Origin of the sequence: Croceitalea marina, from assembly GCF_042684265.1 — a bacterium.
Classification (GTDB): Bacteria; Bacteroidota; Bacteroidia; order Flavobacteriales; family Flavobacteriaceae; genus Croceitalea; species Croceitalea marina.
In genome coordinates, this window is record NZ_JBHULB010000078.1 from 47,734 (window position 1) to 60,220 (window position 12,487).

Below are 12,487 nucleotides of genomic sequence, written 5' to 3' on the forward strand. Positions count from 1 at the left end.
TAGACCAATAGTGGTCTCTTTACTATCTACCTTGAAAGCAATGATTATGGCCTTCGCTACCGATGAAGAGGGTCAAAATTTCGTTGAAATACGGTATTTATAAAATCTTTAACAGGAGAGAAATCGTTTATTTTGGAGTATAGCTACAATTTTAGAATACTGTAAATAGTAACTTCATTTTGCTTTCCCTTAAGTGGTACGACACCCTTTTTCGAGTATGAATAGCCTTCTAATACAATTTGATTTTTTAAGGTTTCCGAAATTAATAGCGAAGCCTCCAATTTATTGCATTGCCCCTGTATACGGGCAGCTGTGTTAATAGTGTCGCCGTGGTAGGCGATTTCCTTTTTGTACTTTCCGACTTCGGTAACCGTGACCAGCCCAGCATGTATACCTGCTTTAAAAAAGGGTTGACAATTGTACTTTTCTTGATAGTAACTAGTGCGTTGTTCTAAGAGGTCGACGAAATTGAAATAGGCTTTGAGATAGTTCTGATTTTTTAGGCCTTTTTCTAATGGCCATGTTAATACGGCCTCATCACCAACATATTGGTATATCTCAGCCTCAAAATCATTCACAATGGCCAAGTCGTTATAGCAGTCTTGAATTAGGGTGCTGTATTTTATATGCCCCAATTTTTCTGCGAGCATTGTGGAGGCTTGTAAATCTAGAAACATAAAAATGCGTTCTTCTTCGGTTGGGGTATAAAATTTACCCAAAATAAGCTTTCTTAGGTTGCCTTCGCCAAGCATTAGATTTACTTGCCTGATTACCGTTAAGAAGAAATCAGTTACCCAAATGTAGAAATAGATAGCGCCGCTACCCTTATCCATAGCAAAAGTTCGCAAACTTATTTCTGTACCAAAATAGAATTGATAGACCCAGTAGGCCACAAAAGTCATAAAAATGATAAAAAGGAATGCATATAGGGTTCTTAATAGCAAAAGCTTGCCTAAAGTGAGTTTTCGGTACAGGTTTTTTTCTGCCCAAATAGAGGCAAGTCCAGAGATAAGCCCTAAAATGGGCCCCAAAGTAAGCCCTATAATGATACTCGATTTAAAATCAAACTTTAATTGCCCTAACTCTTCGGTGCCAACACCCCTTACGATTGCTAGAAATAGCATAGATAGCGTCCAACCAATAATATAAAACCCTAAGATGCGCAAGTTGCGTTTACTCATGGTACCCTTTTTCATGTAGCCTTTTAGATATCCACCAGTAATTACCGGCAGGGTCTACAACTCCGCTTTGGCGGTCGCCATAATCCATATCGGCAGGGATAAAAAGTTCTTCCGCACCATGTTTTAATGCATTTTTATGAATCCCATCTACATCGCTTACATAGAGGTATAATGCGGTTCGCATACCCATAAACTGACCGCGGGCCTGGCTTATCATAATACAGGTGTCACCTATTTTTAAAATGCAATTACCTATATCGCCATTCTGTGGATTTATCGAACGATTTATTTCTTGGGCATAAAAAGCTTTTTCTAAAAAGAAAATAAGCGCTTCCGGTTTTTCGGTAAACAGATAGGTGTTTACGGTTGTAAAACCTTCTGGCTGATAGGTGTCGTAACGATCATTCATAAGGTCTAGATTAAAGTAATCAGATAATTATACGCTAAACCGGCTAAAATGGCCAGCCCGAAGCTTAGCAAGGTTCCAATGAGTACATATTCCGTTAGTTTTCGGTTTTTGCCTTTGTTGAGGTCACCAAAACGGAATACAGATTTTGCGGTAATCAATAGCCCAATGGCCGACCATTGCCCTAAAAGAATAAATACAAAAACGAAAATACGCTCTAACATGCCAATATAACGCCCTGCATTTTTAAGGGATGTGCCTTCGCCTTCTTCTTCATCTTTGGCAAGTTCGGTTATATACGGAGCCAATAGCATTTTGATTATAATAGCGGACACATAGCTCACAAAGGCTATCATGGCGAAAAAGAGCAGCATCTCAGGTGACAATAAAAAACTAAAATCTATTGTAAAGGATTCTATGGCGTAAACAACCCCAACGAGTACCAGTAAGTGTGCTAGTTGATCTGCGGCGAAGAGCCAGCGAAAATTTTTCTCGTTGGTAAGAGTAAGCTTTGCCAAATCGATGAGGTAATGGCTTACGATAATGATGACAATACTACCTATATGCTTAAACTGTAGTAAAAATAAGAGCACGACTAAATGCACTCCGATATGAAAGTATAAGTATTTTGACCTTGCCTTTTTTTCAAGTTTGTCTTCTACCCAACGGGCGGGTTGAAAGACAAAGTCTCCAAGAAAGTGTGCGAGTACGAGTTTTAGGGCCAGTAACATCATAATTCGTTTATTTTGATTTGGTAATGCTGTAGTAGTTGTTTTATTTCATCAAACCCTGCTCGTATAAGTGCTTCACTAATATTGCTTTGTGATTTACCCAAGATGGATGCCAGTTCATTTTGATTTGTATTAGGGTTGTCCATCGCTGTTTTTACAATCCTTGATGTTGCAGGCAACCAGTTATCCATGGTCAACGCTGCTAATTTCAACATTAGATTTAGGGTTTTGTCAAATGTGGCTATCCCCGATTTTAATGCTAGGGTTTGTTTTTTTAAGTTTTGAAAACATTCCCCTGAATGCACAAAAGCGGAACCATTTGATTCTGTTAATTTTTCGGCATTGTAGTCTTTATCGCCAATACCAATAGCTATGCGAACATCTATATTTTTCTTTTGCTTCATTTGGGCTTTAATATAGATGGCAGCTTCTAAAGCTTTTACTGTGGTTACCTCTAATTGAAAACTGTCTCCGCGATAGATTTCCCAATTTTTGGGTTCTTTTCCATACTTGTTTAAAGCCTTCTTTAAGTTAGAAAGCCATACCTCCGGTTTCTCCTTACGGGAATTGATAACATCCCCTGTTAGAACTGCAGTTGTGATACTCATAAGACAAATATCGGTAAAATAGCCGATAATTAAAAATATCGGTAAAATAGCCGATAATAGCGCATATCGGTTAATTAGCAGATATAGTGCTTTTGGGAAGCAAAAAAGCCCCTGATGTACATCAGAGGCCCTTTAAAATCAACAAAAAATATTTATCCTCTTCTACCAGCTTTCTGCATTTTCTTTTTGCTGTGGATACCTTTTCGATTGCGCGCTTTTTTCCAAAGCTCGAACTGCTCATCGGTAAGTATTTCTTTTAATTTCTCTTGCTGTGCAATTTTTCGATCTAAAATTGCATTCTGCATTTCAAATTTTTCATCGGCGCTCAATTTTTCATGCTCACCCTTTTCTTTTCGTTCCGCCATTTTTGCTTTACGAAATTCGGCCTCCTCTAGATTGATCTTTAAAACTTCTTCTTGTTGTTTTGATGTCAATTCTAAAGCCAAAGCCATTTTTTTTGTTTTAAGCGTAGCCAATTGCTCGGCAGTCATATCATGCGCTGCTCTTTGACGTTCATGGTCACGTTTGCCTTGTTGGGCAATCGCTGTTAGGCTCAACAGCAAAGCCATTGTTAAAATTAAATTCTTCATGTTATAGATTTAAATGATTTGCCTATTTGACTAGTATAGCCGTAATAGGTTTAAAACCATTTAGAAGTTTATGAAGCTTTTAACAGGTATGGTAATTATTGTACGGGGGTTTCAAGCTCATCAGCATCTGAGTCTTCAAGTTGCTCAGTGTCGATATCGACAACTTCACTAGAAGTGATCTTATCTTGAAATTTTTGCTCTTGCTCAATATTATTATAGAAGAATGCCGCTACAGCAAATAATAGGAAATAAATAAAGCTTTTGATTTTGTAGGTCTTCATGATGTTTATGATTTGGGATTCTAAATGTAGGAATTTATATGAGGAGATATTCAGATATGTTGTGAAACAATGATTTATGTAGGTGAAAATAAAAAGGGGCAACCAAATTGCCCCTTTCATCGATAAAACTTTTTTTAAATTTTACCCATTAGGGTTTAAAATAGCATCAATACGTTCTAAAGCATCTTGTAAATGATACCTGCTCATACTGTTAGAAGTTCTTGAAAGTCCGTTTCTAATATCACGCTTTAAATTATTTAATTCAGCGCGTGCTACCGAACGGATGTCTGACTGACTTGTATTTACAGCAGTAGATTTTTGATACCCCCCAAAGTTGGGTTGCTTTCGCTGGTTCTCAGCTGTCATTAAATACCCTAATCTATCTATATGCGCTTTTTGTAAGTTTCTACGGTAGGTATCTATAGATTTACCGCTTCTGGTTTCTGACCAGATACCCTTTCTAAGGTCGCCCATAATATCAGTGAGTTTGTAGGCATCGTTTCCGTTTATAGTTTCGTTTTCGATAGCTCTGGCCAATTTGCCTAAACTCAACATGGTATTTAAAGTTCTTGTCTGTACGGCTCGCACACGCTCTACCGAACCAGAATATTGAATCTTATTAAAAATTTCCTGATCTAACATCCATTCTGGAGTTTGAAACAATTGCTCTTGAATAAAGTTCATACATTTTTTTTGATGGGCTTTATCGACATGTGTGTAAACCGCACCTTCTTGGTCAAATGTTTTATTGTACTCGTAGACACCACCAATGTTATTGGCTACATGGCCCATATACCTATTAAACTGCCCAACGACCTGGCCATACAGGGTAGCCAAATCATCATAATTTTTTCCATCTTCAGCTATCCACTCTTTTAGGTTAGGTACAATACGCTTAAGGTTGGCAATACCATAAAGACTTGCTTTAACGGCATCATCGCCTAAATCTTCGGTCTGTGAGCTAGGATCGTGAATGTCACCTATTTGTTGATGACCAAAACGATACATAGGGTCATCTGCGTGTTTTAGAATCCAACTGTCTAAAACAGGCTTTTCTTCCTTAGCTGACTTATCTAAAATTGGGCGGTATCCCCAGTTTATGGCATGCTTGTCATATATACCTATGTTGGGCATTAAAGCGACACCTTCATCGCCTGGTTGCGCTACGTAGTTAAAACGCGCGTAATCCATAATAGACGGTGCGGTACCATATTTTTTGGTAAATGTAGCGGAGCGTAAAGAGTCTACCGGATATGCGACACTGCTACCCATATTATGCGGTAGTCCTAAGGTATGGCCCACTTCATGTGCCGATACAAAACGGATCAGACGACCCATAATCTCATCTTTAAATGCTACTCCTCTAGCTTCTGGATTTATTGCGGCTGTTTGCACAAAGAACCAGTTGCGTAATAAGGTCATCACGTTATGGTACCAGTTGATATCCGACTCTAAAATTTCCCCACTTCTTGGATCGCTTACGTGTGGTCCGTTGGCATTTGGTATTGGTGATGCTAAATAACGGACTACGGAGTAGCGCACATCTTCAGGAGACCATTCTGGATCTTCTTCAACTGTTGGTGGGTCTTTGGCTATAATGGCATTTTTAAATCCTGCCGCTTCAAAGGCAACTTGCCAATCTTCTATGCCTTGTTTGATAAATGGCACCCATACTTTTGGTGTAGCTCTGTCTATATAGTATACAATCTGTTTTTTTGGTTCTACCAATTCTCCGGCCTTAAACTTGGCCATGTCCTCATCCTTGACCTCTAAACGCCATCTATCTAAATAGGTAACCCGCTTACTTTCTTGAGCATCTAAACCATAATCTACTTGACCTCGTGCAAACCAACCTACACGCTTATCAAAATAGCGTCTTTTCATTGGTTCGGCAGGTAGCAGAATCATAGAGTTATTGATTTCAATAGAAATGGACCCTAAGCTTTGATTACTAGGGGCCGATTTGGCATTATACGTTTTTACGTGTCTTGCCTCTACGTTTAAAGGGTAACTTTTAATACTTTCAATATAGCTTCGTTCACCATCTAAACGGCTTACTTTATAGCGTGTTCTGTAAAAATCGGGCATACCCAAGGCATTTACATCTTTTGTAAATAAAGGGTCAACCTCTATAACGGTAGCAGGATTGAGCGAATCTTTCTTGTTAAATGCTTTAATGTCAAATGCATAGAGTACAGGCTCAAAATTCGAATTTACTACGGCTTCGTGAATTGGAAGCGAGTCGGCAGCAAAGTTACCGTACGATACTACGCGCAGTAGTACCTTTTTGGGCTTCTTCTCCCAACGCAGCACTTGGGTATTGATTTTTCCACCCCCAAAACCTATACCGGTCGCAGTTTTAGAAATTCTACTCACCATTAACATTTCACGGTTAAAAAGGGAATCAGGAATTTCGTAAAAGTGTTTGTCTTCTACTTTATGCACGTGAAAAAGACCCTCGTCGGTTTCGGCATCTTTGGTAATGACCTTATCATAAGGTTTGATATCTCCCTTTTTTGGTTTTTCAGGTGTTTGCTGTTCTGTTTTTTTATTTTTCTTTTTGAAGAGTTGTGCTTCTGTAGTTTGAAAACTTGCTAGGGTAAAAACTACCAATAGTACTTTAAGAAGTATTTTTTTCATCATTTAGTGTTAGTTTGATTTGTTGTAACCTGCCAAAGAACCAAAAAAATGATAAAATCTTCTGTTAAATAAATACTAACTCTCAACTTTTTTATGTGAAAGGCCAACCTTCGGGAATATTGCGTTTTACTGATAGTCTCCGCTGAAACGCCCAGTATAACTACGATGCAGAGCGATGTAAAATTTGTTAAAAAAGGTAAAAAGGTGTAACAATTAGCTTTCTCTCCAGTCTTATAAGCATACAACATCAATCATCAAATCAATCAAAAAATGAACAAATTATTATTAATTTATGGTTGCGCACTCTTTAGTGGTTCGCCCATAGTAGAACAAGAAGAAAGTACGGTAGCTGTTAGCGAAAAAATCAACAAAACAGAAACTACGCGTACATTAGAGAACAACTTAACTGCACTTCGTGTTAATGCAGAAGAAAGAAACGAAACTTTAGTTTACACTTCTAGTTTAGTTGACGTTGAAACAACTTTTGATATTAAGGATATTCACTTTATAGAAGTTGAGGAAGAACTGGAACTTGGTTTCGATACCTCAAAATACTTGCCTGAGGGCTTTAACCCTTATGAGGCGAATTTTGATCTGACTTCAATTGAATTTGAAGGAGTAAGCGAGGCAATAGCATTAGGTTTTGATACTGCTGAGTATTTGCCCGAAAGTTTTGATCCTTACACAGATATCGTTGACATGAAGTCTATCAACTTTATGGAAGAAGAAACTATCGACTTGGGTTTTAACACGGCAGACTATCTTCCAGAAGGTTTTAATCCGCACGAAGTATATTTTGATATTAAAAGTGTGCAGTTCGGAGACGAAGATTTTGAATATGATTTAGGTTTCGATACCTCAAAATATCTTCCAGTAGGCTTTAATGCGTATAACAGCGAAATAGCCATAAATACGATTAGTTTTATGGAAGAAGAAGAGATCGACTTGGGTTTTGATACTTCAAAGTATCTCCCTGAAAATTTTGACCCTTATACAAGGTCAAACTAGGTAGGAAGTTTTTTATCAAATTTTTTGAATTAGTTAGTTGAAAGTCCCGGTTCCACACCGGGATTTTTCAGTTTTGAATACCACGTAAATCAGATTAAAGGTTCTTAACAAAAAGATAACAAAAAAATCGACCAAGTGTTTTTGTTAAAAATACGGGGTAAAAGCTAACATTTCCGCAATTATCTTGAAATAGAATTATTGGATTGATGGTATTTCAATCAAAATATTATAAATACTTTTCTTACACTAAAAAAGTGGATTGTTAACGAAAGTCAAAACATACTAATATCTATTTTTTGCAGTTTTACCTTTGTCTCAAATCATTAAAACAACGGACATGAAATATAAAAAATACATATCTACCGCTTTTTTAGCAATGCTACTGGTGCCCCTTTTTAGTGCAAAAACTACAGCTGCTACCGTAGAGGATTTTGATATAAATGCTATTAAATTTATTGAAGAAGAGTCGCAAATAGACTTAGGTTTTGATACTAATGAGTACTTACCCGAAGATTTTAACCCATACCAAGAAGAGGTTCCTGTTGATGGCATCAACTTTATGGAAGAAGAAAGTATTGATTTAGGTTTTGAAACTAAAAACTATCTGCCACAAAACTTTGACCCTTACAAAAAATAGTTCCATAATTTTTTGAATTAGCAATAAGAGCCCCACTCTTTTAATGGTAAAAGACTGGGGCTTTGTTTTGCAGTTCATCGAATAATTATGGAATTCATGGATGACAAACACATTTTTTATTAAATTGCTAATTGCCTATATACTTATATGCATATCGTTTAACCAAACCAAATCTTTAAAATATGCGTTTTTCTAAACTCACATTTTCGCTACTAGGATTATTTTTGCTTTGTCTTAACGTTCTTACTGCTCAGCTGGAAATCAGTGAAAGAGAAGCAATAGCACTTCTTGAATTAAGAGCTAAGACAAAAGGAAATCTGTGGACCAACCAATGGGATACCGAAGCACCAATATCTGAATGGTATGGAGTAACCATAAAAGATGGTAAAGTTGTCGGTTTAGATCTTTCTAACAACAATTTACAGGGTAGAATACCTATTACCATAGGTAATTTAAAAAACCTAGAAAGGTTAGACTTATCACAAAATAATATTACCGGAAGAATACCTGGATTATTTCGCAAATTCAAGAACTTAAAAGAAGTAAATTTTGAAGATAACCAGTTGGTAGGTACTATACCCAATACCATTAACAAACTTCAAAACTTAGAAGAGTTGAATTTGAGTAATAACAAGTTAAATGGTGCATTACCTGAAACAATTAATGAATTGGGTAAGCTTAATACCTTAGCAGTTGCAAATAATGAGTTGCATGGAGAAATGCCTGCCGGCATGGAAAATTTAAAGAAACTCAAAAGATTGTATCTCGCCAACAATGCATTTTCAAACATGAATGGGCTAAGAACACTTTCTAAACAACAGTTGGTTCTTACGGATTTTAAATTGAAAGATGGAAGCATGTTCCCCATAGACTTTTCGAAATCTCAAGAGGGATTATCGAAATTGGAATTTCAAGAGTACGAAGACTAGTTTAAGGCATATTTAAAAAGAAAGGGCACCAATAGTGGTGCCCTTTCTTTTTAGAATAGAATCGGAACCACAAACTGAAACACAATTATTAAAAGTGCTACCGCAATTAGATTTAGAATAATACCTACACGGGCCATTTGTGGTACTTTCACGTAACCACTGGCAAAGACGATAGCATTGGGTGGTGTGGCCATGGGCAGCATAAAAGCGCAGCTACTGGCCATAGTAACGGGAATCAACAAATATAATAGCGGAATTTCCAATCCTATGGCAATACCGGCAACAACTGGGGCCAAAACAGCCACGAGAGCTACATTGCTCATAAGCTCGGTCATAAATAGCATTAATAGTATTAGTAGTGAAGCGGTAAAGAGAATACTTATTTCGCTGCTCGCAATGGCATTAGAAACCAAATCTACAATACCGCTAACGGACATTCCTTTAGCCAAAGCAAGCCCACCCCCAAATAAGATTAAAATACCCCATGCCAGCTTGGAAGTATCTTTCCAGTTGATAATAAAATCCCCTTTTTTGATATTGTATGGAACTGAGAACAATGTAATCGCCGCAAAAATACTTATCATGGTATCGGATAGCCCCAAGTTGGGGAAAATGTTGTTGATGAGCGTTCTGAAAATCCATAAAAAAACGGTCACGGCAAAAATGAATAGCACCATTTTTTCTTTACCAGAGGTAGGTCCAAGTTTTTTTAATTCTACCTGAATAACATCTTTAGAAGCGTTAAACTTTAAATTCTTGTTAGGGAACATCCATTTTACCAATACGAAATAAGTGATGGCAATCATTACTATTGAAAAGGGTAGTCCTATGGTCATCCATTTTAAAAATGAAATTTGAATGCTATATTCATTTTCCAAAAGACCAATAAGCACAGAATTTGGTGGGGTGCCGATTACCGTTGCGATACCTCCAGCATTGGCTGAAAAAGCAATCCCCAACATTACGCTAAGTGCAAAGTTTTGGTCGTTTTTGGTAAAGCCATCCTCATCATCTATCAATAATTTGATTACGGATAAAGCAATGGGGAGCATCACCACAGTACTTGCCGTATTGCTTATCCACATACTTAATGAAGCTGTGGCAATCATAAAACCTAGTACTACTTTATTTGGGGTTGTACCTGTAAACTTGATAATATTGAGCGCTATGCGTTTATGCAGGTTCACTTTTTCTAAGGCTAGAGCCATTACAAAACCCCCAAAAAATAAGAATATAATGGGGCTGCCATAATTTGCGCCTACTTCTGCAATCGGCATTATTTTTAAAAGTGGAAAAAGTAAAAGCGGAAGCAAGGCGGTAACCGAAATAGAGACCGCTTCTGTAATCCACCAAATAAGCATCCAAGCTGCTACTGAAATGACGGCATCACCTTTTTCAGAAACTAATTGGAAAGGCAGGTTAACAAGAATCAAAAATACGGTTGGACCTAATAAAAGGCCTAGTTTTTTACTTAGCTCCATTGGGATTCTAAGCTAGGGTTTTTTAAAGTAAAATAAAAACCAAAGAATTTTCAGCTATTACCTTAGTTAATCTCATTACGAAAGGCCGAGGGTATAATCTTTACATGTCTTTTAAAGTATTTAATAAAGTAAGAAGGTTCCTCAAAACCAAGTTTATAAGCAATTTCATTTATTTGAAGTGAAGTAAACTTTAACAATCGTTTTGCTTCTAAAATAGTTCTTTCAGCAATTAGTTGAGAAGGAGATTTATTTACTACTGTTTTTGTAATTGTATTTAATGTTTTAGATGAGATATTCATTAAATCAGCATACATGCCAACGGATATACTATTTTTATAATTAGCCTCTATTAATTCTTTAAATTGATATAGCTGAAGTGTGTAAGAATCATTTTTGCTGCCGGTTTCATTATCTCTTTTTTGATGAACTCGCTCAAGATTGATTAGAAAGCATTTTAATAAAAATCTAACGGATTCCTCAAAACCAAACTGAGTTCTATTTGAAAGCTCATTTAAGATTAAATCCATATAAACTTTACCTGATTCAATAGTTTCGGTCTCCATTGCGTAGCATGGATTTTCTTGCGGTTTAAAAATGTTGTATTTCAGAAAAATATCAACCTCGGTATACATAAAAAAACTCTCATTAAAATGAATGAGCCAACCATTTATATCTAAACGGTTATCAAAAGCGTGTATTTGATCTTTGGCAATAAATAGAATAGTGTTTTTTTTAATTATATAAGTCTTAAAATCTACATAATGTGTTCCTTTAGAATCTAAAAACCAAATGATTTGATAGTAGCTATGGGAATGTGGCATTGCAGCGTTATCTCCACTTTTTTTGCGGTAACTATTTAAATCATAAATTTCAAACTGCAGCTTTTCAGGCCTCGCCTTATGTAGATGATATTGTTCTATGTTGGCTAAATCCTTTTTCAATCTCGATTTAATAATTTTTTAGCAGCATTAATTCCGCTATATACTGCACCATCTAAATACCCTCCATATTCTGGTGAAGTTTCTGTCCCTGAAAATAATAATTTACCATTAAAATAATATTCATCGAATAAAAGGTTACCGTATTGTGGACTCATATATACAGATTTTAATTTTTTGCATGAAGTAAATTGGTCTTTTGACCAATCCTTTTCAAAATAGGATATGTAATCTCTGATTTCTTTACCAAGATATTTCTCTAAATATTCTAGAATACGCTCTTTTCGTTGCTCAGGTGATACATCTCGTAACCCTTCATTAATAAAACCCATTAAGGAATATGTTTGACCATCATTACTACAATGGTCGTATAATTCAATTACAGGGCCAACTTGCCCAATAACAGTGCCTGATAATTCTTTGTTGCGCCAAAAGGGTTTTTTAAATACCAAACCAATCTTCATGGCATTGCTCATCCAAGTATGGGTCTGTTTCATGACATTTAACACATCTTCTGGTAATGAAGGCGTAAAAGTTAATGTTGAAGCCAATTTTGGAGGAATTGTACAAATTACTTTTTCGGCAAAGAACAAATTATTCTTAGTCTTTACTAGGATGTTAGTTGAACTGTCTTCCAGTTCAAGCACTTGAATGCCTAGTTTAATTTTATCCTTTACATTTTTAGTTAACTTTTCAATCAAGGCAGCACTACCACCTTCAATTCTATATGCAGAAGGACTATTTTGTTGACTTTCAAAATAATGGGCAGGAGCCATAGTGTTGTAAACTAAAACACTCTGCCCTTTGCTGTATTGTACAAATTTATTGAGCATTAAAGAACCCACAAGTTCATTTAAATTAAAATGATTGTTTTGAAACCAAGTTGCTCCTAAATCAATACCATTTTTAGTATTGATTCTTCCCCCAACCCTATCCCGTCCTTCTAAAATTATAAAATCACTTTCCCCATTTTTTAACAGGAAGTAAGCTATTGTTAGGCCAGAAAGACCAGCTCCAATGATAATATACTTTGAACTCAAATTTTTAGTCACTAGTA

Annotated in this window: 13 protein-coding genes; 3 read left to right on the forward strand and 10 right to left on the reverse strand. The window is 36.3% G+C overall.

The window, feature by feature from the left end:
* Positions 1-143: 143 nt before the first annotated feature.
* The 7 genes from ACFSQJ_RS15775 to ACFSQJ_RS15805 form a co-directional block, all read right to left on the reverse strand.
* Positions 144-1,181 (reverse strand): adenylate/guanylate cyclase domain-containing protein, encoded by a 1,038-nt coding sequence (locus ACFSQJ_RS15775; protein WP_377767921.1) that lies wholly within the window; start codon positions 1,179-1,181, stop codon positions 144-146.
* Positions 1,174-1,590, reverse strand: coding sequence for a VOC family protein (locus ACFSQJ_RS15780; protein ID WP_377767922.1), 417 nt, complete (start codon positions 1,588-1,590; stop codon positions 1,174-1,176). Before ACFSQJ_RS15780 ends, ACFSQJ_RS15775 begins: the two co-directional genes overlap by 8 nt.
* 5 nt (positions 1,591-1,595) lie before the next feature.
* On the reverse strand, positions 1,596-2,321 hold the full coding sequence (locus ACFSQJ_RS15785; RefSeq protein ID WP_377767923.1) for a DUF3307 domain-containing protein: 726 nt from the start codon (positions 2,319-2,321) through the stop codon (positions 1,596-1,598).
* Complete coding sequence (locus tag ACFSQJ_RS15790) at positions 2,318-2,926, reverse strand: transcriptional regulator (RefSeq protein WP_377767924.1); 609 nt, start codon at positions 2,924-2,926, stop codon at positions 2,318-2,320. Before ACFSQJ_RS15790 ends, ACFSQJ_RS15785 begins: the two co-directional genes overlap by 4 nt.
* A 152-nt stretch (positions 2,927-3,078) precedes the next feature.
* On the reverse strand, positions 3,079-3,516 hold the full coding sequence (locus ACFSQJ_RS15795; RefSeq protein WP_377767925.1) for a hypothetical protein: 438 nt from the start codon (positions 3,514-3,516) through the stop codon (positions 3,079-3,081).
* Between the two features lie 95 nt (positions 3,517-3,611).
* Positions 3,612-3,797, reverse strand: coding sequence for a hypothetical protein (locus ACFSQJ_RS15800; RefSeq protein ID WP_377767926.1), 186 nt, complete (start codon positions 3,795-3,797; stop codon positions 3,612-3,614).
* 141 nt (positions 3,798-3,938) lie between these two features.
* Positions 3,939-6,440, reverse strand: a complete 2,502-nt coding sequence (locus ACFSQJ_RS15805) for a zinc-dependent metalloprotease (protein WP_377767927.1) — start codon at positions 6,438-6,440, stop codon at positions 3,939-3,941.
* Between the two features lie 267 nt (positions 6,441-6,707).
* Between ACFSQJ_RS15805 and ACFSQJ_RS15810 the strand changes: the two genes are divergently transcribed.
* The 3 genes from ACFSQJ_RS15810 (at position 6,708) to ACFSQJ_RS15820 (ending at position 9,011) form a co-directional block, all read left to right on the forward strand.
* Positions 6,708-7,445: a hypothetical protein gene (locus ACFSQJ_RS15810; RefSeq protein ID WP_377767928.1), complete on the forward strand. Its 738-nt coding sequence runs from the start codon at positions 6,708-6,710 to the stop codon at positions 7,443-7,445.
* A gap of 337 nt (positions 7,446-7,782) precedes the next feature.
* Positions 7,783-8,082 (forward strand): hypothetical protein, encoded by a 300-nt coding sequence (locus ACFSQJ_RS15815; protein ID WP_377767929.1) that lies wholly within the window; start codon positions 7,783-7,785, stop codon positions 8,080-8,082.
* Positions 8,083-8,264: 182 nt separating this feature from the next.
* Positions 8,265-9,011, forward strand: coding sequence for a leucine-rich repeat domain-containing protein (locus ACFSQJ_RS15820; protein WP_377767930.1), 747 nt, complete (start codon positions 8,265-8,267; stop codon positions 9,009-9,011).
* A gap of 50 nt (positions 9,012-9,061) precedes the next feature.
* Here ACFSQJ_RS15820 and ACFSQJ_RS15825 read toward each other — a convergent pair whose 3' ends face one another.
* From ACFSQJ_RS15825 to ACFSQJ_RS15835, 3 genes are all read right to left on the reverse strand, one after another.
* Positions 9,062-10,492, reverse strand: coding sequence for an SLC13 family permease (locus tag ACFSQJ_RS15825; protein WP_377767931.1), 1,431 nt, complete (start codon positions 10,490-10,492; stop codon positions 9,062-9,064).
* Positions 10,493-10,554: 62 nt separating this feature from the next.
* Positions 10,555-11,433, reverse strand: coding sequence for an AraC family transcriptional regulator (locus tag ACFSQJ_RS15830; protein ID WP_377767932.1), 879 nt, complete (start codon positions 11,431-11,433; stop codon positions 10,555-10,557).
* Positions 11,430-12,470: a flavin monoamine oxidase family protein gene (locus ACFSQJ_RS15835; protein ID WP_377767933.1), complete on the reverse strand. Its 1,041-nt coding sequence runs from the start codon at positions 12,468-12,470 to the stop codon at positions 11,430-11,432. Before ACFSQJ_RS15835 ends, ACFSQJ_RS15830 begins: the two co-directional genes overlap by 4 nt.
* Positions 12,471-12,487: the final 17 nt, after the last annotated feature.

Coding starts and splice junctions, on each gene's coding strand:
- ACFSQJ_RS15800 (WP_377767926.1), bottom strand. CDS start 3,797: ATGAAGACCTACAAAATCAAAAGCTTTATTTATTTCCTATTATTTGCT.
- ACFSQJ_RS15825 (WP_377767931.1), bottom strand. CDS start 10,492: ATGGAGCTAAGTAAAAAACTAGGCCTTTTATTAGGTCCAACCGTATTT.
- ACFSQJ_RS15820 (WP_377767930.1), top strand. CDS start 8,265: ATGCGTTTTTCTAAACTCACATTTTCGCTACTAGGATTATTTTTGCTT.
- ACFSQJ_RS15805 (WP_377767927.1), bottom strand. CDS start 6,440: ATGATGAAAAAAATACTTCTTAAAGTACTATTGGTAGTTTTTACCCTA.
- ACFSQJ_RS15785 (WP_377767923.1), bottom strand. CDS start 2,321: ATGATGTTACTGGCCCTAAAACTCGTACTCGCACACTTTCTTGGAGAC.
- ACFSQJ_RS15815 (WP_377767929.1), top strand. CDS start 7,783: ATGAAATATAAAAAATACATATCTACCGCTTTTTTAGCAATGCTACTG.
- ACFSQJ_RS15775 (WP_377767921.1), bottom strand. CDS start 1,181: ATGAGTAAACGCAACTTGCGCATCTTAGGGTTTTATATTATTGGTTGG.
- ACFSQJ_RS15790 (WP_377767924.1), bottom strand. CDS start 2,926: ATGAGTATCACAACTGCAGTTCTAACAGGGGATGTTATCAATTCCCGT.
- ACFSQJ_RS15795 (WP_377767925.1), bottom strand. CDS start 3,516: ATGAAGAATTTAATTTTAACAATGGCTTTGCTGTTGAGCCTAACAGCG.
- ACFSQJ_RS15780 (WP_377767922.1), bottom strand. CDS start 1,590: ATGAATGATCGTTACGACACCTATCAGCCAGAAGGTTTTACAACCGTA.
- ACFSQJ_RS15810 (WP_377767928.1), top strand. CDS start 6,708: ATGAACAAATTATTATTAATTTATGGTTGCGCACTCTTTAGTGGTTCG.